Source organism: Pseudomonas sp. HAR-UPW-AIA-41 (assembly GCF_002304225.1).
Classification (GTDB): Bacteria; Pseudomonadota; Gammaproteobacteria; order Pseudomonadales; family Pseudomonadaceae; genus Aquipseudomonas.
This window is the reverse complement of record NZ_NSLB01000002.1, coordinates 100920-121324: the sequence shown is the minus strand read 5'-3', so window position 1 is coordinate 121324 and position 20405 is coordinate 100920. Positions and strand designations below refer to the sequence as shown.

Annotated in this window: 21 protein-coding genes; all 21 read left to right on the top strand. The window is 60.4% G+C overall.

What is annotated here, in order from left to right:
• Window positions 1-47: 47 nt before the first annotated feature.
• The 21 genes from CK486_RS04880 (at window position 48) to flhA (ending at window position 20400) form a co-directional block, all read left to right on the top strand.
• Window positions 48-1256: a PAS domain-containing sensor histidine kinase gene (locus CK486_RS04880; RefSeq protein ID WP_095939168.1), complete on the top strand. Its 1209-nt coding sequence runs from the start codon at window positions 48-50 to the stop codon at window positions 1254-1256.
• A gap of 5 nt (window positions 1257-1261) precedes the next feature.
• Complete coding sequence (gene fleR, locus CK486_RS04875) at window positions 1262-2683, top strand: sigma-54-dependent response regulator transcription factor FleR (protein ID WP_095939167.1); 1422 nt, start codon at window positions 1262-1264, stop codon at window positions 2681-2683.
• A 145-nt stretch (window positions 2684-2828) separates the two neighbouring features.
• A complete protein-coding gene (fliE, locus tag CK486_RS04870) occupies window positions 2829-3158 on the top strand; it encodes a flagellar hook-basal body complex protein FliE (protein ID WP_095939166.1) in 330 nt (109 codons plus the stop codon).
• Window positions 3159-3166: 8 nt separating this feature from the next.
• Window positions 3167-4966 (top strand): flagellar basal-body MS-ring/collar protein FliF, encoded by a 1800-nt coding sequence (gene fliF, locus CK486_RS04865; RefSeq protein WP_095939165.1) that lies wholly within the window; start codon window positions 3167-3169, stop codon window positions 4964-4966.
• Entirely contained in the window at window positions 4959-5975 is a 1017-nt protein-coding gene (fliG, locus tag CK486_RS04860; protein WP_095939164.1) for a flagellar motor switch protein FliG, read from the top strand. The genes fliF and fliG overlap by 8 nt, the downstream gene beginning before the upstream one ends.
• A 76-nt stretch (window positions 5976-6051) precedes the next feature.
• Entirely contained in the window at window positions 6052-6858 is an 807-nt protein-coding gene (gene fliH, locus CK486_RS04855; protein ID WP_095939163.1) for a flagellar assembly protein FliH, read from the top strand.
• Window positions 6848-8203, top strand: a complete 1356-nt coding sequence (gene fliI / locus CK486_RS04850; RefSeq protein ID WP_095939162.1) for a flagellar protein export ATPase FliI — start codon at window positions 6848-6850, stop codon at window positions 8201-8203. Before fliH ends, fliI begins: the two co-directional genes overlap by 11 nt.
• Before the next feature lie 6 nt (window positions 8204-8209).
• Window positions 8210-8659 (top strand): flagellar export protein FliJ, encoded by a 450-nt coding sequence (gene fliJ / locus CK486_RS04845; protein ID WP_095939161.1) that lies wholly within the window; start codon window positions 8210-8212, stop codon window positions 8657-8659.
• Between the two features lie 73 nt (window positions 8660-8732).
• The gene (locus tag CK486_RS04840; protein WP_095939160.1) at window positions 8733-9038 is read left to right on the top strand and encodes an STAS domain-containing protein; all 306 of its coding nucleotides are present in this window, start codon (window positions 8733-8735) and stop codon (window positions 9036-9038) included.
• A gap of 9 nt (window positions 9039-9047) precedes the next feature.
• Complete coding sequence (locus CK486_RS04835) at window positions 9048-10742, top strand: fused response regulator/phosphatase (RefSeq protein ID WP_095939159.1); 1695 nt, start codon at window positions 9048-9050, stop codon at window positions 10740-10742.
• Window positions 10743-10775: 33 nt separating this feature from the next.
• The gene (locus tag CK486_RS04830) at window positions 10776-11132 is read left to right on the top strand and encodes an Hpt domain-containing protein (RefSeq protein WP_095939158.1); all 357 of its coding nucleotides are present in this window, start codon (window positions 10776-10778) and stop codon (window positions 11130-11132) included.
• Between the two features lie 70 nt (window positions 11133-11202).
• Entirely contained in the window at window positions 11203-12555 is a 1353-nt protein-coding gene (locus tag CK486_RS04825; RefSeq protein ID WP_095939157.1) for a flagellar hook-length control protein FliK, read from the top strand.
• Between the two features lie 157 nt (window positions 12556-12712).
• A complete protein-coding gene (fliL, locus tag CK486_RS04820) occupies window positions 12713-13252 on the top strand; it encodes a flagellar basal body-associated protein FliL (protein WP_095939156.1) in 540 nt (179 codons plus the stop codon).
• 9 nt (window positions 13253-13261) lie between these two features.
• Entirely contained in the window at window positions 13262-14233 is a 972-nt protein-coding gene (fliM, locus tag CK486_RS04815; RefSeq protein ID WP_095939155.1) for a flagellar motor switch protein FliM, read from the top strand.
• 53 nt (window positions 14234-14286) lie between these two features.
• On the top strand, window positions 14287-14763 hold the full coding sequence (gene fliN, locus CK486_RS04810; protein ID WP_095939154.1) for a flagellar motor switch protein FliN: 477 nt from the start codon (window positions 14287-14289) through the stop codon (window positions 14761-14763).
• Complete coding sequence (gene fliO, locus CK486_RS04805) at window positions 14763-15194, top strand: flagellar biosynthetic protein FliO (protein ID WP_095939153.1); 432 nt, start codon at window positions 14763-14765, stop codon at window positions 15192-15194. The genes fliN and fliO overlap by 1 nt, the downstream gene beginning before the upstream one ends.
• Window positions 15194-15949 carry a flagellar type III secretion system pore protein FliP gene (gene fliP / locus CK486_RS04800; protein WP_095939152.1) on the top strand — a complete coding sequence of 252 codons (756 nt, stop codon included), beginning with the start codon at window positions 15194-15196 and terminating at the stop codon, window positions 15947-15949. Before fliO ends, fliP begins: the two co-directional genes overlap by 1 nt.
• Window position 15950: 1 nt before the next feature.
• A complete protein-coding gene (gene fliQ, locus CK486_RS04795; protein WP_095939151.1) occupies window positions 15951-16220 on the top strand; it encodes a flagellar biosynthesis protein FliQ in 270 nt (89 codons plus the stop codon).
• A 1-nt stretch (window position 16221) separates the two neighbouring features.
• Window positions 16222-16998: a flagellar biosynthetic protein FliR gene (gene fliR / locus CK486_RS04790; protein ID WP_095939150.1), complete on the top strand. Its 777-nt coding sequence runs from the start codon at window positions 16222-16224 to the stop codon at window positions 16996-16998.
• Between the two features lie 3 nt (window positions 16999-17001).
• Window positions 17002-18141, top strand: coding sequence for a flagellar biosynthesis protein FlhB (flhB, locus tag CK486_RS04785; RefSeq protein WP_095939149.1), 1140 nt, complete (start codon window positions 17002-17004; stop codon window positions 18139-18141).
• Window positions 18142-18273: 132 nt separating this feature from the next.
• Window positions 18274-20400, top strand: coding sequence for a flagellar biosynthesis protein FlhA (gene flhA, locus CK486_RS04780; RefSeq protein ID WP_095939606.1), 2127 nt, complete (start codon window positions 18274-18276; stop codon window positions 20398-20400).
• Window positions 20401-20405: the final 5 nt, after the last annotated feature.

Genomic DNA, 20405 nt, shown 5'->3' with positions numbered 1-20405 from the left:
TTGTTGCAACGACCGTCCTTTGACGCACGCGACAAGAGAACACAGGCATGAATGCGCTGGTCACTTCCACATCAACTCCCGCAGGCCTGGCCCCGGCTGAGCTGGAAAGCCGTGCCAGCCTGGAGCAGGCTTTTGCCCTGTTCAATCAGATGTCCAATCAGCTCAGCGAGTCTTATGGGCTCCTTGAGGCGCGGGTCAATGAGCTGAAGGGCGAGCTGGCTCTGGTCAGTGCCCAGCGGATGCAGGAGTTGGCGGAAAAGGAGCGCCTGGCCAATCGGCTGCTGAGTCTGCTCGATCTGTTGCCAGGCGGTGTCATCGTCATCGATGGTCAGGGTGTGGTGCGCGAGGCTAATCCAGCCGCCTGCCTGCTGCTGGGCAAGCCGCTGGAAGGCATGCTCTGGCGCGAAGTGATCGCCCGCTGCTTTGCGCCGCGCGAGGATGACGGCCACGAAATCTCCCTCAAGGATGGCCGGCGCCTGTCCATTGCCACCCGCTCGCTCAATGGTGAGCCGGGTCAGTTGGTGCTGCTCACCGATCTCACCGAAACCCGTCGCCTGCAGGATCAGTTGGCCCGTCATGAGCGCCTGTCTGCTCTGGGGCGGATGGTGGCGTCACTGGCTCATCAGATTCGCACGCCGCTGTCGGCGGCCATGCTGTATGCCAGTCACCTCAGCGAGCAGGCGCTACCCTTCGAGCAGCAGCAGCGTTTTGCCGGGCGGCTCAAGGAGCGTTTGCACGAGCTGGAGCATCAGGTGCGCGACATGCTGGTGTTTGCCCGTGGTGATCTGCCGCTGCCGGACCGTCTCTCGCCACGGCAATTCTTCAGAGCTCTGCGTGAGGCAGCCGAGCCGCATGTCGAGGGCTTGAGTGTGCGCTGGCAGTGTGAGGGGGAGCGTGGCGAGTTGCTGTGCAACCGCGACACCTTGGTCGGCGCTGTGCTCAATCTGATCGAGAACGCGATTCAGGCCGCCGGTTCGGCGGTGCGCCTCAAGGTTCATCTTTACGGTCGCGGGAGCAGCCTGCGCCTTTCCATCAGTGACAACGGCGCCGGCATTGATGCGCAGACCCTGTCGCGCCTGGGCGAGCCCTTCTTCACCACCAAGACCACCGGTACCGGTCTCGGTCTGGCGGTGGTCAAGGCTGTGGCGCGGGCGCATAACGGCGAGTTGCAGCTGCGCTCGCGTCCGGGGCGCGGCACCTGCGCCACCCTCATTCTGCCGCTGATTCCCGCGGCTCAGACTATTGCTCAGGAGTAATCCGCATGCCTGCCAAAATTTTGCTGGTCGAAGACGACCGCGCCCTGCGTGAAGCCCTGGCCGACACCCTGAGTCTGGGTGGTCATGACTACCGGGCAGTGGACTGCGCCGAGGCGGCGCTGGTTGCTATGGGCGAGGAGAGCTTCAGCCTGCTGATCAGTGACGTGAACATGCCGGGGATGGATGGTCATGAGTTGCTGGCGCTGGTGCGTCAGCGCTATCCGATGTTGCCGGTGCTGCTGATGACGGCCTACGGTGCCGTTGAGCGGGCGGTACAGGCGATGCGTCTGGGGGCGGCCGATTATCTGGTCAAGCCGTTCGAGCCGAAGGTACTGCTCGAGCTGGTCAACCGTCATGCCCTGGGGCAGCTTGGCAGTAGTGCCAGCGAAGGACCGGTGGCGCTGGAGCCGGCCAGCCGCCAGTTGCTCGATCTGGCTGCGCGGGTGGCGCGCAGTGATTCCACGGTGCTGATCTCGGGCGAGTCCGGTACCGGTAAGGAAGTGCTGGCGCGCTACATCCACCAGCAATCGCCGCGCGCCAGCAAGCCGTTCATTGCCATCAACTGCGCAGCCATCCCGGATAACATGCTTGAGGCGACCCTGTTCGGTCATGAGAAAGGCGCCTTTACCGGGGCGATCGCCAGCGCGCCGGGCAAGTTCGAGCTGGCCGACGGTGGCACCATTTTGCTCGACGAGATTTCCGAGATGCCGCTGGGCTTGCAGGCCAAACTGCTGCGGGTGCTGCAAGAGCGTGAGGTTGAACGCGTGGGCGCGCGCAAGCCCATCAGTCTGGATATCCGCGTGCTGGCTACCACGAACCGTGATCTGGCAGGCGAGGTGGCTGCCGGGCGCTTCCGTGAGGACCTCTATTATCGGCTGTCGGTTTTCCCGCTGGCGTGGCGTCCGCTGCGTGAGCGTCCCGCCGATATTCTGCCGCTGGCCCAACGCCTGCTCGGCAAGCACGTCAAAAAAATGAATCACGCTCCGGTCAGTCTCTCCCCGGCGGCACAGCAGGCGCTGGTACAGCATGCCTGGCCAGGCAATGTGCGGGAGCTGGACAACGCACTGCAGCGCGCTTTGATCCTGCAGCAGGGTGGTCTGATTCAGCCTGAGGATCTGTGCCTGCACGCGCCGATCGGCCTTAATCAGGCTGTGCCAGTGCCGACGCCTGTGCTTCAGGTGGTTTCCGCGCCGGCGGCGCCAGTCGGTCACGAGGTCGCGCTGCCGGCCAGTGCTGATGCGGGTGGGCTGGGAGAGGACCTGCGTCGCCGCGAGTTCCAGCTCATCATCGATACCCTGCGTGCCGAGCGTGGTCGCCGCAAGGAAGCTGCCGAGCGGTTGGGTATCAGTCCGCGTACGCTGCGCTACAAGCTGGCGCAGATGCGTGATGCCGGGCTGGATGTGGAAGGCTATCTGTTCGCCAGCTGAGTATCGGCAGTTGCTTGAGAAAAGGCGCGCACCTCCGGGTTCGCGCCTTTTTCATTGGGGCTCAGAGGCTGGCACCCTTGTTGCAATCTTCCTGCTATCGAGTCGCGCAGCGTCAAAAAAATCGCGACCATGGAGGTAGATCATCATGAGTCAGGGTGTCGAGTTCAATCGCCTGATGCTGGAAATGCGAGCCATGCAGATGGATGCCATGGCCCGCCCGAAGCCGGCTGCGGCTCCACAGGAGGCTGGCGCGCCGAGCTTCGCCGAGATGCTGGGCAATGCGGTGAACAAGGTTAGCGAAACGCAGAGTGCCGCCAGCGATATGTCCAGTGCCTTCGAGATGGGGCAGAAGGGCGTCGACCTGACGGATGTGATGATTGCCTCGCAGAAAGCCAGCGTATCCTTCCAGGCCATGACCCAGGTACGCAACAAGCTGGTTCAGGCGTATCAAGACATCATGCAAATGCCGGTCTGAGGTGAATCATGGCTGAAGCAGTTGCGGGTAACGTACCGGCCAAGGTCGATGAAGAGGCGAATAAGAAGCCGCTCTTCGGTCTTGTTTTTCTGGAGAATCTTGCCGCCATGCCGATGCTGCGGCAGGTTGGCCTGCTGGTCGGTCTGGCTGCCAGCGTAGCAATCGGTTTTGCCGTGGTGCTCTGGTCGCAGCAACCTGACTGGCGACCATTGCAGGCCAACCTCTCGGCAGGCGATACCGCGCAGGTGGTTGATGCGCTGACAGCCGCCGATATTGCCTACACCATCGAGCCGAATTCTGGTGCTTTGCTGGTCAAGAATGAGGACCTGGCACGGGCACGCCTCAAGCTGGCTGCCGCCGGCGTGGCGCCCAGTGATGGTTCCGTTGGTTTCGAGATCCTCGACAAGGAGCAGGGCCTGGGTTCCAGTCAGTTCATGGAAACCACCCGCTATCGCCGCGGTCTGGAGGGTGAGCTGGGGCGCACCATCAGCAGCCTGAACAACGTCAAGGCGGCTCGCGTACATCTGGCCATTCCGAAGAGCTCGGTGTTCGTTCGTGATGAGCGCAAGCCCAGTGCTTCGGTACTGGTCGAGGTCTATCCGGGGCGCACCCTGGAGCCGAGTCAGGTGCTGGCGATCGTCAATCTGGTGGCTACCAGCGTGCCGGAGCTGGATAAGTCGCAGGTCACCGTGGTTGATCAGAAGGGCAATCTGCTGTCCGATCAGCAGGAAATGTCCGAGCTGACCATGGCCGGCAAGCAGTTCGACTACAACCGCCGCGTCGAGGGCGTGTTGACTCAGCGCGTGCACAGCATCCTCCAGCCGGTGCTCGGAGAGGGGCGCTACAAGGCGGAAATTTCTGCTGATATCGATTTCAGTGCGGTGGAGTCCACCGCCGAGATGTTCAACCCTGACCAGCCGGCGCTGCGCAGTGAGCAGTTGCTCAAGGAGCAGCGTCAGAGTGGTCTGCCGCCTCAGGGGGTGCCGGGCGCACTGTCCAATCAGCCGCCGGGCGCCGCAGCTGCACCCGAACAGGCCGCTGCCGCTCCGGTACCGCCTGGGCCGATTGCCGCTGGCCAGCCGTTGCTCGATGCCAATGGTCAGCAGGTGATGGATCCGGCAACAGGCCAGCCCATGCTCGCGCCTTACCCGGCCGACAAGCGTGATCAGACCACGCGTAATTTCGAGCTGGACCGGTCGATCAGTTATACCAAGCAGCAGCAGGGCCGCCTCAAGCGTCTGTCGGTGGCGGTGGTGCTGGATGACAAGGTGGCTATCAATGCTGAAACAGGCGAAGTGACCCGCACGCCTTGGGCTGCAGCCGATATCGAGCGCTTCAAGCGTCTGGTGCAGGATGCTGTTGGTTATGATGCCAGTCGTGGTGACAGTGTCAGTGTGATCAATGCGGCCTTCACTGACCAGCAGGAGGAAATCTTTGAGGTTCCCTTCTATTCGCAACCCTGGTTCTGGGACATCATCAAACAGGTGCTGGGAATTCTCTTCATTCTGGTTCTGGTGTTTGGTGTGCTGCGCCCGGTGCTCAATACCATCATCAGTGGTGGCAAGTCCGGCGAGGCTGGTGCGGCCGGTGGTCGGGGTGGTGATGTGGAACTCGGTGACATGGGCGGCATCGGTGGCGTCGGTGGTCTGTCCGAGGATCGGGTCAGTCTCGGTGGTCCGGCGAGCATCCTGCTGCCGAGCCCGAGCGAAGGTTACGATGCTCAGTTGAATGCCATTAAGAGCCTGGTCGCTGAAGACCCGGGCCGGGTGGCGCAAGTCGTGAAAGAGTGGATCAACGCCGATGAGTGATAATCGCGCCCCCGCCAAATTGAGCAAGGTCGACAAGGCCGCCATTCTGCTGCTCTCGCTGGGCGAAACCGATGCCGCGCAGGTGCTGCGCCACATGGGGCCCAAGGAAGTGCAGCGGGTCGGTGTGGCCATGTCGCAGATGCGTAATGTGCAGCGTGAGCAGGTCGAGCAGGTGATGGGCGAGTTCGTCGAGATTGTCGGCGACCAGACCAGCCTGGGGGTCGGAGCCGATACCTACATTCGCAAAATGCTGACTCAGGCACTGGGCGAGGATAAGGCCAACAACCTGATTGACCGCATTCTCCTGGGCGGTAGTACCAGCGGTCTGGATAGCCTCAAGTGGATGGAGCCCCGCGCTGTTGCTGATGTGATTCGCTACGAGCATCCACAGATTCAGGCCATCGTGGTGGCTTATCTGGATCCGGACCAGGCTGGCGAGGTGCTGAGCCATTTTGATCACAAAGTACGGCTGGATATCGTGTTGCGCGTATCCTCGCTCAATACCGTTCAGCCAACTGCTCTGAAGGAACTCAACCAGATTCTGGAGAAGCAGTTTGCAGGCGGCGCCAATGCCACGCGCACCCAACTGGGAGGCGTCAAGCGTGCGGCGGATATCATGAACTTCCTCGACAGCTCGATCGAAGGCCAATTGATGGATTCGATCCGCGAAGTCGACGCAGACCTGTCGACACAGATCGAAGATCTCATGTTCGTCTTCGACAACTTGGCTGATGTTGATGATCGCGGTATTCAGGCGCTGTTGCGCGAGGTCTCTTCCGAGGTGCTGGTGCTGGCGCTCAAAGGGGCTGACGACACGATCAAGGAAAAGGTATTCAAGAATATGTCCAAGCGTGCCGCCGAGTTGCTGCGTGACGACCTCGAGGCCCGCGGGCCGGTCAAGGTCAGCGAAGTGGAAGGGGCGCAGAAGGAAATCCTCACCATTGCACGGCGCATGGCCGAATCTGGCGAGATCGTTCTCGGCGGTGCCGGTGGCGAGGCGATGATCTGATAGCCGGCTGGCAGGCTGTTGTGAACCACGGCCAGATGACGCCGGTAGTTTTTCAGCGGCCTGCTAAGGGGTAGTAATGGCCAACAAGGAAACCTCCGAACTGATTCGCCCGGGCACGGCAGCCTTTGACCGATGGATGTTGCCAAGCTTCGGCGAGAGCGCCCATGTAGTGGCCATCAGCGACGAGCCACCCCCCGAGGAAGTTTCTGCGCCGCCTGCCGGAGCCGAGGCGCTGCCTGACAGTGTCGTGGAGGTGGCTGAAGAATCTGTGCAGCCGCTGACGCTTGAGCAGCTTGAGGCTATACGTCAGGAAGCCTACAACGATGGTTTCGCAACGGGTGAAAAAGACGGTTTTCATGCCGGCCAGCTCAAGGCTAAGCAAGAGGCCGAGACCGTTCTGGCAGCACATGTGGTCCAACTTGAGCAGTTGATGCGGCACTTGCTTGAGCCGATTCAAGAGCAAGATCAAGCCATCGAGGTGGCGTTAGTACAGTTGGTCAGTCAACTGGCTCAAGAGGTCATCCGTCGTGAGTTGAGTCACGATTCCAGCCAGATTCGTCAGGTGGTGCAGGGGGCGCTCAAACTACTGCCAATGGGCGCGCAGAACATCCGGATTCACCTCAATCCGCAGGACTTCGAACAGGTCAAGCAGCTGCGCGAGCGGCACGAGGAAAGCTGGCGTCTGTTTGAGGACGAGTCGCTGGCGCCCGGAGGTTGTCGTATCGAAACCGAGCACAGTCTGATCGACGCCAGTGTGGAAACTCGTCTTGAGCAGGCGCTCAAACAGCTTTTCGAGCAGCAGCGGCAGCAGGCTACGCAGCCATTACCGGCGGACATCAGTCTGGAGCTGGGGCAGGAACTGGACAACTCCGATGCGCCTTGAACGTTCAAGCTTCGCTCAGCGCCTGGCCGGTTACAGTGAGGCACTGCAACTGCCGGCTCAGCCGGTAGTCGAGGGGCGCTTGCTGAGGATGGTCGGCCTGACTCTGGAAGCCGAAGGGCTGCGCGCTGCCATGGGCAGTCGCTGTTTGGTGATCAATCAAGACGGGCAACAGGCCGTCCAGGTCGAGGCTGAGGTGATGGGCTTTGCCGGCAGCAAACTCTATCTGATGCCGGTTGGTAGCTTGGTTGGTATTTCTCCAGGTGCCCGTGTTGTACCGCTTGCCGAAACCGGCAGTCTGCCGATGGGCATGAGTATGCTGGGGCGGGTGCTTGATGGCGCCGGGCGGGCGCTGGATGGCAAGGGTCGGATGAAGGCCGATGACTGGGTGCCGATGGACGGGCCGACCATCAATCCGCTCAAACGCCACCCGATCAGCGAGCCATTGGATGTCGGTATTCGTTCAATCAACAGTCTTCTGACCATTGGTCGTGGTCAGCGCATCGGCCTGTTCGCCGGTACCGGCGTGGGTAAGTCGGTGCTGCTGGGGATGATGACGCGCTTTACCGAGGCCGAGATCATCGTCGTTGGCCTGATCGGCGAGCGGGGGCGCGAGGTCAAGGAGTTCATCGAGCACATTCTTGGCGAGGAAGGTCTCAAGCGTTCGGTCGTAGTGGCTTCGCCGGCGGACGACGCGCCGCTGATGCGCCTGCGTGCCGCCATGTACTGCACGCGGATCGCCGAATATTTCCGCGACAAGGGCAAGAACGTTTTGCTGCTGATGGATTCGCTGACCCGTTTCGCCCAGGCCCAGCGCGAGATTGCCCTGGCCATTGGTGAGCCACCGGCGACCAAGGGTTATCCGCCTTCGGTGTTTGCCAAGTTGCCCAAGCTGGTGGAACGGGCCGGTAATGCGGAGGAAGGTGGCGGCTCAATCACCGCTTTTTACACCGTGCTTTCCGAAGGCGATGACCAGCAGGACCCGATTGCCGATGCCGCGCGTGGTGTACTTGATGGCCACATCGTGTTGTCCCGTCGTCTGGCCGAGGAGGGGCATTATCCGGCCATCGATATCGAAGCCTCGATCAGCCGGGTCATGCCTCAGGTGGTCACCGCAGAGCATCAGCGCGATGCCCAGCGCTTCAAGCAGTTGTGGTCACGTTACCAGCAGAGCCGCGATCTGATCAGTGTGGGCGCCTATGTGGCCGGTGGCGATGCTGACACTGACTTGGCTATTGCTCGACAACCAGTGATGTCAGCCTACCTGCGGCAGGCTCTCAATGAGAGCGAGCAGTTGCCAGGCAGCGTTCAGAAACTGGCGCAGATTCTGCGCCCGGCAGCAGGCTGATAACCCGTGGCACGAGATCGTGCCAGTCGTCTGGCGCCCGTGGTTGACATGGCCCAGCGTGCTGAAAGGGCCGCTGCAGTGCAGTTGGCGCGCGCCCAGAGCCAGTTGACCCAAGCTGAAGTCAAGCTTGGTGAGTTAGAGCGTTACCGCAGTGATTACCAGCAGCAGTGGCTGCAGTCGGGCCGTCAGGGGGTCAGTGGTCAATGGCTGATGAACTACCAGCGCTTCCTTTCCCAGCTGGAGCAGGCGATCAGTCAGCAGGCGCAGGCACTGGCATGGCATCAAGGAGTTGTAGATAAAGCACGTTTGCAATGGCAAGAACGCTATGCACGCCTGGAAGGCTTGCGTAAGCTGGTTCAGCGCTACCGAGATGAAGCTCGGCTGGCTGAAGATAAACGCGAGCAAAAACAACTCGATGAGCTGGCGCAGCGTTTAGCCTCGGTGCAGTCGTTATAGACCTTGAGCTTGCCGGTCTGATGACGGGCTGCTACATCTTCACAGAGCGCCTGACAACAATAAGGAGAGCCGCATGGCCATTACTGCTAATTCTTCTGCCGATGGTCAGGAGCTGACCATCCACGTGGAAGGGCGTTTCGACTTCGGGGCTCATCAGGAGTTTCGCGATGCTTATGAGCGCATCGACAGCTCGCCACGACGTTATGTTGTGGACTTGAAGAACACAACTTATCTCGACAGCTCCGCGCTGGGCATGCTTTTGCTCCTGCGGGACCATGCAGGTGGTGATCACGCGCAAGTACGCCTGGCCAACTGTAATGGCGATGTGCGCAAAATTCTCTCGATCTCTAACTTCGAGCAGCTTTTTCAGATCGCCTAGGTTTCGCCTGTGAGCGAGCCACTGACTATCTTGATCGCCGAGGACAGTCCGGCTGATCGATTGCTGCTGTCGACCATTCTGACTCGTGAAGGGCACCGGGTTCTGACGGCAGCCAATGGTCAGGAAGCTGTCACATTGTTTGAGCAGGAAAAGCCTGACCTGGTTCTCATGGATGCCATGATGCCGGTCATGGACGGCTTTGAGGCGGCTCGTCAGATCAAGCAATCCGCCGGTCAGCAGCTAGTGCCGCTGATCTTCCTCACCTCCCTGACGGGCAGTGAAGAGCTGGCGCGTTGCCTGGAAGCCGGCGGTGATGACTTCCTGGCAAAACCTTACAATCGTCTTATTCTGCAGGCCAAGATCAATGCCATGGCGCGCCTGCGCCGACTGCAGGCAACGGTGCTGGAACAGCGCGATCTCATTGCCCGGCATAATGAGCATTTGCTCAATGAGCAGCGTGTCGCTAAGGCTGTGTTCGACAAGGTGGCACATTCGGGTAGCCTGAATGCGGCCAATGTGCGTTATCTGCAATCGCCCTTTGCCCTGTTCAATGGCGATCTTCTCTTGGCCGCCTTCAAACCCTCTGGCGGCATGCATGTGCTACTGGGTGACTTCACTGGCCATGGCCTGCCGGCAGCTATCGGTGCTATGCCGTTGGCTGAGGTCTTCTATGCGATGACCGCCAAGGGTTACAGCATGGCTGAGATCCTTCGGGAGATGAATGCCAAGCTCAAACGCATTCTGCCGGTTGGGGTGTTTTGCTGCGCGACAATGCTCAATCTGAGCTTTCAGCGACGCTTAGTCGAGGTCTGGAACGGTGGACTACCCGATGGTTATCTGTTGCGTCTCGATGGTGAGTTGCAGCCATTAGCCTCGAGACATGTGCCACTGGGCATCCTCTCTGCCGATGCCTTCAAGGATGCGTGTGAGGTATATCCGCTCGAGCTTGGTGAGCGCATCGTGCTGTTATCCGATGGGGTCCTGGAAACCGGCAATCAGCATGGTGAAATGTTCGGCGAACGACGCTTTCTCGATGTGCTGCGCAGTAATAGCGAGCGAGGAAAGCTGTTCGAGGAGATCCAGCAGGCTCTGACTCGGTTCAACGGCAGTGTGCAGGACGATGTCACGCTGCTTGAGGTCAGCATGGTAGATGGTGCCAGCCTGCAGCGTCCCCTGCTTGATGCCGAGCAGGGTGGCCCGCGAGGCCCGACTGATTGGCGCGCGCAGTATGAATACCGTGCGCAGACCTTACGGCACTTCAACCCGTTGCCGCAGCTTATGCAGATGTTGATGGCCGTGGATGGCCTGCGTCTTAAGGGGGGCGTGCTCTATACAGTGTTGGCCGAGCTTTACTCCAATGCTTTGGAGCATGGGGTCATGGGCTTGGATTCGGCGATGAAACAAGGCGCCAGTGGCTTTGCCCAGTACTATCAGGAGCGCAACCGCCGCTTGCAGACTCTTGAAGATGGTTTTGTCTGCTTCTGCATTGATGTCAGTCCTACTGCTGACGGCGGTCGGTTAAGGCTGGAGGTCAGTGATAGTGGTGCGGGTTTCAATGTAGAGCAGCATATGCCTTGCACTACAGTTAAGGAGAGCCTATCCGGTCGAGGTTTGTCTTTGATTCGTCAGTTGGCGGATCACTGTGCCTGGTCTGAGGATGGCAAACGCGTATGCGTGGAGTTTTACTGGTCTTGCGATGCATAATCGGCGAAGAACGGCTCAAGGAGTGATGCAGTAGTGTCCGAGGCGCATATCGATAATCAGGTCTTGGCCTCCTTGCGTGAGGTGATGGAAGAGGAGTATCCGATTCTGCTGGATACCTTCCTTGTCGACTCCGATGAGCGCCTGCGCTTGCTGCGAGAGGCTCTTCAGAATGGTGATGCAGCAGCTATGCGCCATGCTGCTCACAGCTTCAAGGGTAGCTGTAGCAACATGGGGGCGCCGTTGCTTGCCAGCCTGTGTAAACAGCTCGAAGAGGCTGGCCGCCGTGAGCAGCTCGAGCAAGCTCATGACTTGATCGAGCAGGTGGAGCGTGAATTTGCCATCGTGCGCATTCTGTTCAAGAGCGAGCGCCAGCGTCACTCCGGCGCTTAGGGCTTTTAGGCAGATCTGGCCCGCCCCTTGCTAGCCTCCACTCACCAGCCCCTCTTGAGTGGAGAGCATCATGGCCGTAGCACCTGATCTGCTGCTGCAGACCATTTCCGATCTTAAGCTCAAGGCGACCCCTGCCAAGGCGTCGTCACGCAGCGACAAACCCAGTAACGACGATGCTTCTAGCTTCGCCAAGGTCTATGCGCGCGAGCGTCGGGAGCCTGCCGGTGAACCGGCGCGCGCCAAACCGGCGAGTCACGAGCGAGCAGCCGAGGACCGCGAGGCGCCGGCTGAGCCGGCAGTTGCCGACGGCAGTGACGAGGTCGCTATTGCCGGGGGCGGCAATGCCTTGCCGGCCGACGGCGATACTGCAGTGACTGATGGTGATCAGGTCGAGTCAGAGGAGCCCGGAGAGGAGGCCGCGCTGTTGTTTGCCCTGCTGCCTGGCAGTGAGCTGCCCGAACAGGCCAAGGGCCTGGCGGTTGGTCTGAACGGCGAGTTGCCGGAGACCGCTGCCGAGCCGGCGCAGCTGCATGCGGCGTCGCAGGGGGCTTCAGCCGCCAAAGCCAGCGGCTCGGCCAGTGCGGCGCCGGCGACCTTGACAGTCGCCAGCAGCGATCCGCAGATCGAGGCGCTCAATAGTCTGGCTGCCCTGCAGATCGATCTGCAGGGTGAGGCGGCAGCCAAGCCCGCAGTGGCACAGCCCGGTCAGGCAGCCCAGGGCGCGTCAGCCACTCAGCCGGCGGCTCTGTTCGGCCAGGCCATGGCTGCTCTGCAGGCTCAGGCTGAAGGGCAGGCCGCTGAAGGGGAGAGCGCCGAGAGCGGGCTGCTGGAAGTGTCTGCATACACCTTGGAGAACTCCGCTGGCAACAAGGTTCAGGCGCAGCCGGAAAGCTTCGCTGGCCGGCTCAATGCGCTGGCTCAGGCCATCACTCAGCAGACCGGGCGCAGCCCCAGTCTGCTGGTCCCCGGCCAGCCGCTGGCCGTGCAGCAGGGTGGGATGAGTGAGACCTTGGTGGACAAGGTGATGTGGCTGTCCAGCCAGAATCTCAAGTCGGCCGAGATTCAGCTCGATCCGGCTGAGCTTGGGCGCCTGGAGGTGCGCATCGAACTGACCAAGGATCAGGCTGCTCAGGTTACCTTCGTCAGCCCCAATGCTGCAGTGCGCGAGGCACTGGAAGCCCAGCAACATCGGCTGCGTGAGCTTTTTGCCCAGCAGGGAATGGGGCAGCTGGATGTGAATGTCTCGGATCAGTCGCTCAATCGTGGCTGGCAGGGGCAGCAGGCCGAGGAGCATGCTCGTGGTTCGGCCCGTCACACTGATGACGATGGTTTGGGCAGCGAGTCCATGATCGCCCAGGGGCAGCTGGATATTCGTTCGCGCCAGGCCGGAGGTGGATCGGGGCTGGTCGACTTCTATGCCTGATTCGCTGCAGCGCTGATCTAGAATAGGCACAATGAACCGCTGCTATGGCAGCGGTTTGTGTGTGTCCGTTGCTCACCGGAGTGCCACTGACTGGCATAACACTTGCTCTGGGTGAGTGGCGGACGCTTATTCGAGCGATCAGTGACAGGAATTTGGCATGGCAAAGAAAGAAGCACCCAAGGACGCCGCTGAAGGCGCGCCCGCAGGTAAAAGTAGGCTCAAGCTGATCATCATCGTGGTGGTAGCTTTGCTGCTGGTCATCGGTGCCTCGGTGGGGGCAACCTGGTTCCTGCTTGGCGGCAAGAGTGACAAGAAGGCCGATGCTGCCAAAGAAGAAGCGGCTGCCGTTGAGGGTGAGGAAAAGGCACCGAAGAAAAAAGAAGCCATCTATCAGTTCATCGCTCCCGCCTTTGTGGTCAATTTCACTCATGCCGGCCGACCTCGCTATATGCAGGTGACGGTCAGCCTGATGGGCCGCGACGAGAAGCAGATGGAGGCGCTCAACGCGCATATGCCGCTGATTCGCAACCGTCTGGTCATGCTGTTTTCTTCTCAGGACTTTGCCAGCCTGCTGACGCCTGTAGGTAAGGAAATGCTGCGCCAGCAGGCCACTGCCACCGTGCAGGAACTGGCCAAGAAGGAGCTTGGCGAGGTGGTCATTGAGCAGGTGCTGTTCACCAATTTCGTACTGCAATAGGGGTTAGTCATGGCAGTGCAGGATCTGCTTTCCCAGGACGAGATTGACGCGTTACTGCATGGCGTCGACGACGGTCTGGTCGAAACGGAAAGTGATGCCGAACCGGGCACGATCAAGTCCTATGACCTGACGAGCCAGGATCGAATCGTCCGTGGCCGCATGCCGACCCTGGAGATGATCAACGAGCGTTTTGCCCGTTACACCCGCATCAGTATGTTCAACCTGCTGCGCCGCTCGGCTGATGTCGCCGTCGGCGGGGTTCAGGTGATGAAGTTCGGCGAGTACGTGCACTCGCTGTACGTGCCGACCAGTCTCAATCTGGTGAAGATGAAGCCGCTGCGCGGCACGGCGCTGTTCATTCTGGATGCCAAGCTGGTGTTCAAGCTGGTGGACAACTTCTTCGGTGGTGACGGTCGCCACGCCAAGATCGAAGGGCGTGAGTTCACACCCACTGAGCTGCGTGTGGTGCGTATGGTGCTGGATCAGGCCTTTATCGACATGAAGGAAGCCTGGCACGCGGTGCTCGATATCAACTTCGAGTACATCAACTCGGAGGTCAACCCGGCTCTGGCCAACATCGTCAGTCCCAGTGAAGTGGTGGTGGTGTCGACCTTCCACATCGAGCTCGATGGTGGTGGCGGTGATCTGCACATGACCCTGCCGTATTCGATGATTGAACCGATCCGCGAAATGCTGGATGCCGGCTTCCAGTCGGACGTCGACGATCAGGACGAGCGCTGGGTCAAGGCCCTGCGTGAAGACGTACTGGATGTGAAGGTGCCACTGGATACCACGGTTGTACGCCGCCAGCTCAAGCTGCGCGACATCCTGCACATGCAGCCGGGTGACATTATCCCGGTGGAAATGCCCGAACAGATGGTGGTGCGCGCCAATGGCGTGCCGACTTTCAAGGTCAAGCTGGGCGCACACAAGGGCAATCTGGCCCTGCAGATTCTGGAACCGGTTGAGCGCAGCCGCTAAGCGGGCTCAATCGAACTCGCCGGCCGAGTAATGCCGAGGCATGAGGAATAGTGATGGCAGACGAAAACGAAAGCAGTTCACCGGAAGAACAAGCCCTGGCGGATGAGTGGGCTGCGGCCCTGGCAGAGGCGGGTGATGATGCCTCGCAAGCCGATATCGACGCGCTGATGAATCAGGGGGCGGCTGCCAGTCCGCCGCCAGCGGCACCCCGGGCGCCCATGGAGGAGTTCGGGGCGGGTGCGCCACTGAATATTCCGGCGGGTCTGGAAGGCCCGAATCTGGATGTGATTCTCGATATTCCGGTCACCATTTCCATGGAAGTGGGCAGTACCGACATCAGCATCCGCAACCTGCTGCAGCTCAATCAGGGCTCGGTGGTCGAGCTGGACCGCCTGGCTGGTGAGCCTCTGGATGTGTTGGTAAACGGTACCCTGATCGCCCACGGCGAGGTGGTGGTGGTCAACGAGAAGTTCGGCATCCGGCTGACCGATGTGATCAGTCCGAGCGAACGCATCAAGAAGCTGCGCTGATGAGCAAATACAGCCTTTGCCTGTGGTTGCTGGCGGCCCCCGCGCTGGCTGAAGAAGTTGCGCCGGCCAAGCTGGCAACCGCCGGTAGTGGCGTCGCCGGGCAGGTGGTGCAGATGCTGTTGGGCCTTGGCCTGGTGGTTGGGCTTATTTTCCTGCTGGCGTGGCTGCTGCGTCGTGTACACCAGCACAGCGGCATGCGTGGCAATGGCCTGATTCGCCTGCTGGCCAGTCAGGCCATTGGTCCGCGTGAACGGCTGCTGCTGGTTCAGGTTGGTACCGAGCAGGTGCTGCTGGGGCTGACGCCGGGACAGATCAGTCCGCTGCATGTACTCAAGGATCCGGTGCATCTGCCTGAGGCGGAAGCTGCCAGCCCAGAATTCGCTCAGCGCCTGATGGAAATGCTGGGCAAGGATCAGAAGGACCCGACCTGATGGCTGCCGTGCGTACCCTGTTGGCGCTGCTGTTGCTCGTATTGGCGCCGATGGCGCTGGGCGCCGATGATCCGCTGAAGATTTCGGCCATTACCCTGTCGACCAATGCCGACGGTCAGCAGGAGTATTCGGTCAGCCTGCAGATTCTGCTGATCATGACTGCGCTGAGCTTCATTCCAGCGTTCGTCATGCTGATGACCAGTTTCACGCGCATCATTATTGTCTTCTCCATTCTGCGTCAGGCACTGGGTCTGCAGCAGACGCCGTCGAACCAGATCCTCATCGGCATGGCGCTGTTCCTGACCCTGTTCATCATGGCGCCGGTATTTGACCGGATTAACAACGAAGCGCTGCAGCCCTACCTGAATGAGCAGCTGCCGGCGCAGCAGGCGATCGCCAAGGCCGAGGTGCCGATCAAGGAGTTCATGCTGTCGCAGACCCGGGCCAGCGACCTGGAGCTGTTCGTGCGCCTGTCCAAACGTACGGATATCACCACGCCCGAAGCAGCACCGCTGACCATCCTGATTCCGGCGTTTGTCACCTCGGAGCTGAAAACAGCCTTCCAGATCGGCTTCATGATCTTTATTCCGTTCCTGATCATCGACCTGGTGGTTTCCAGTGTGCTGATGGCCATGGGCATGATGATGCTCTCGCCGCTGATCGTTTCCCTGCCGTTCAAGATCATGCTGTTCGTCTTGGTTGATGGCTGGGCGCTGATCATGGGCACCCTGGCGGCCAGTTTCGGAGGAACCTGACATGACCCCGGAAATCGCGGTTGATCTGTTTCGCGAGGCGCTCTGGCTGACGTCCCTCATCGTGGCCGTAATAGTAATGCCAGGATTGGTCATTGGTTTGCTGGTGGCGATGTTTCAGGCTGCCACGCAGATCAACGAGCAGACACTAAGCTTCTTGCCTCGTTTGTTGGTTACGCTATTGACTTTGATCGTACTGGGCCCCTGGCTGACCCGGGAGCTTACCGACTATATGCAGAACCTTATCCAGAACATCCCGCAGCTGATCGGCTGACATGCTTGCCCTGACGGATGCACAGATAGGCGGTTGGGTGGGCAGTTTCATGCTGCCGCTGTTCCGCATTGCTGCGGTGCTGATGACCATGCCGGTGATCGGTACGCAACTGGTACCGGTGCGCGTTCGTCTGTACCTGGCGCTGGCATTCACCCTGGTGCTGGTGCCGGTTTTGCCTGCGATGCCGGAGGTGGATGCGCTGAATCTGCGCAGCAGTCTGCTGGTGGCCGAGCAGGTGCTGATTGGTGTGGCCCTGGGGTTTTCTCTGCAGCTGTTCTTTCATGCCTTTGTCGTCGCCGGGCAGATCATTTCGACCCAGATGGGCCTGGGTTTCGCCTCGATGGTCGATCCTACCAATGGCATTTCGGTGCCGGTGCTCGGCCAGTTCTATCTGATGCTGGTGACCCTGCTGTTTCTGCTGATGAATGGCCATCTGGTGGTTTTCGAGGTGATTGCCGAGAGCTTTGTCACCCTTCCGGTGGGTGAGGGACTGCTCACCGATCACTACTGGCTGCTGGCGGGAAAACTGGGCTGGGTGCTGGGGGCCGGAATGTTGCTGTCGCTGCCGGCGATCACCGCCTTGCTGGTGGTCAACATCGCCTTCGGCGTGATGACCCGTGCTGCGCCGCAGCTGAATATCTTCTCCATCGGTTTTCCGCTGACCCTGGTGGTTGGCCTGTTCATTGTCTGGATCGGCATGGCCGATATTCTCAGTCAGTTCCAGCTCTTGCTGCGCGAGGCTCTGGACCTGTTGCGTGAACTGGCGCGGATTGGTTGAGCCATGGCTGAGAGCGAAAGCGGCCAGGACCGCAGCGAGGAACCCACAGAGAAACGCCTGCGTGAATCGCGCGAGAAGGGCCAGATCGCCCGCTCCCGAGAGCTCAGTACGCTGGCGGTGGTGCTGGCAGGCTGTATTACGCTGCTGGCTACCGGAGCCAGCCTGGCTGTCGGACTCTCCGATCTTATGCGCGCCAATTTCGAACTCAGCCGTGAAACGGTGATGGACGAGCGCAGCATGGCGTTGTACCTGCTGGCGTCCGGTGAGATGGCAATGATCCTGCTGATTCCGCTGTTTGTGGTCTTGCTGGCCGCCTCCATCATCGGGCCGATCGCATTGGGTGGCTGGCTGTTTTCGGCGCAGGCGATGCAGCCCAAGCTCAGCCGGATGAACCCGTTGGCGGGCCTCAAACGCATGTTTTCCATGCATGCGCTGGCCGAGCTGCTCAAGGCGCTGGCCAAGTTTATTGTGTTGCTCGGTGTCGCCTTGCTGGTTCTGAAGGCTGATCAGGATGACCTGCTGGCGTTAGGGCATGAGGCGCTGGAACCAGCTTTTCAGCACAGTGCTTTGATCGTGGCGAAAAGCGCGATCTGGCTGGCTTGTGGCCTGATTCTGATTGCTGTCGTGGATGTGCCATTCCAGCTCTGGGATAACCGTCAGAAGCTGATGATGACCAAGCAGGAAGTACGTGACGAGTACAAGGACAGCGAAGGCAAGCCCGAGGTCAAGTCGCGTATTCGCCAGTTGCAGCGTGAAATGGCCCAGCGTCGGATGATGGAAGCGGTGCCGCAGGCCGATGTGGTGATCACCAACCCTACGCACTTTGCCGTTGCGCTCAAGTACGACCCGGCGAAGGGGAGTGCGCCGGTGCTGCTGGCCAAGGGCGGGGATTTCCTGGCGCTGAAGATTCGCGAGATCGCCCAGGAGAACAAGGTCATGGTGCTGGAGTCGCCAGCGCTGGCGCGGGCGGTGTATTTCTCCACGGAAATGGACCAGGAAATTCCAGCCGGTCTGTATCTGGCGGTGGCCCAGGTGCTGGCCTACGTCTATCAGATCAAGCAGTACCAGGCCGGCAAGGGCAAGCGCCCGGCGCCGCTGTCAGACAACCTGCCCATTCCGCCCGACCTGCGCCGCGACGAATAAGCCGGGCCAGCGGCTACCCGCAACGCCTTGCTGTGTCTGCGCGTTGTGCTTTGTGGAACGCTTCTTGCCATTACCCCTGCATGACGCCATTTCGCGTCAAAAGATTGAATTGGCTGGGGAAAACACGTGGCACTGGATCGCGCACAACTTATCGGTGATGTTCGCAGCAACCTGTCCGGATTGCGTCACGGCAATCTGGGCATTCCGCTGCTGCTGCTGGTCATGCTGGCCATGGTCATGCTGCCGATTCCGCCATTCCTGCTGGATGTGCTGTTCACCTTCAGCATCGCCCTGTCGATTGTCGTGCTGCTGGTGGCGATCTATGCATTGCGGCCGCTGGATTTCGCTGTTTTCCCTACCGTTCTGCTGGCAGCGACCCTGCTGCGGCTGGCCCTGAACGTTGCCTCCACCCGTGTGGTGCTGCTGCATGGTCAGGAGGGGCATGGCGCCGCGGGTAAGGTGATTCAGGCCTTCGGTGAGGTCGTGATCGGTGGCAACTACGTGGTGGGTATCGTGGTGTTCGCCATCCTCATGATCATCAACTTCGTGGTGGTGACTAAGGGTGCCGGGCGGATTTCCGAAGTCAGCGCACGCTTCACCCTGGATGCGATGCCGGGCAAGCAGATGGCGATCGACGCCGACCTCAACTCCGGGCTGATTGACCAGGCCGAAGCCAAGCGCCGACGTCTGGAAGTCTCGCAGGAAGCAGACTTCTATGGCTCGATGGACGGTGCCAGCAAGTTCGTCCGCGGCGATGCCATCGCCGGTCTGCTGATCCTGTTCATCAACCTGATCGGCGGTATTGCCATCGGCGTTCTGCAGCATGACCTGCCTTTTGCCGAAGCGGGCAAGATCTACACCCTGCTGACCATCGGTGATGGTCTGGTGGCGCAGATTCCTTCGCTGCTGCTGTCGACTGCTGCCGCGATCATGGTGACTCGTGTATCGACCTCGGAAGAAATGGGCGCTCAGGTCGGCCGGCAGATGTTCGCTTCGCCCAAGGCATTGGCCGTATCGGCCGCGATCATGATCGCCATGGGGCTGGTGCCGGGCATGCCGCACTTCTCCTTCATCAGTCTGGGTTTGGTGGCGGCCGGAGCGGCCTACTGGATTGCCAACAAGCAGCGTGTTGCCAAGGATGAAGAGGTCAAGGCGGTGGCGCTGCAGCAAGAGCAGTTGCCTGCGCAGCGCCAGCAGGAAACCAAGGAGCTGGGCTGGGATGACGTGCCGGCGGTGGACATGGTCGGCCTGGAAGTGGGCTATCGCCTGATTCCGCTGGTGGATCGCAATCAGGGCGGGCAGTTGCTCACGCGAATCAAGGGCGTGCGCAAGAAGCTATCTCAGGAACTGGGCTTTCTCATGCCTTCGGTGCACATCCGCGACAACCTCGATCTGTTGCCCAATGCCTATCGCCTGACACTGATGGGGGTTTCCCTGGCGGAAGCTGAGGTGTATCCGGACCGTGAGCTGGCAATCAACCCCGGACAGGTATTCGGGCCCATCAACGGGATCGCCGCCAAAGATCCGGCGTTCGGCCTGGAGGCTGTATGGATCGAGACGGGCCTGCGCGATCAGGCTCAGTCGCTCGGCTACACAGTGGTGGACGCCAGCACGGTGGTGGCCACCCACCTCAATCAGGTGTTGAACAAGCATGCTCATGAGCTGATCGGCCATGAGGAAGTCCAGCAACTGCTGCAGCTGCTGGCCAAGAGCTCGCCCAAGCTGGCCGAGGAGCTGGTGCCGGGCATGCTGTCGCTGTCGACCCTGCTCAAGGTGCTGCAGGCGCTGCTGCAGGAGCAGGTGCCGGTGCGTGACATCCGTACCATCGCCGAAGCCATCGCCAATGTGGCTGGCAAGAGTCAAGATCCCGCCGCCATGGTCGCGGCGGTCCGGGTCGCGCTGAGCCGCGCCATCGTGCAAACCGTTGTGGGGCTTGAGCCGGAGCTGCCTGTGATCACGCTGGAGCCAAGGTTGGAACAGATATTGCTCAACAGTATCAACAAGGCCGGACAGGGCAGTGAGGAGGGCATCCTCCTGGAGCCCGGAATGGCCGAAAAGCTGCAACGCTCCCTGGTGGATGCGGCGCAGCGTCAGGAGATGCTCGGCAAACCAGTGATCCTGCTGGTGGCTGGTCAGATCAGAGCCATGATGGCGCGGTTTGCCCGGATGGCGGTACCCAGCATGCATGTGCTGGCCTACCAGGAAATTCCGGACAACAAACAGGTCACGATTGTTGCCACCGTTGGTCAAAACGGTTGAGCCAG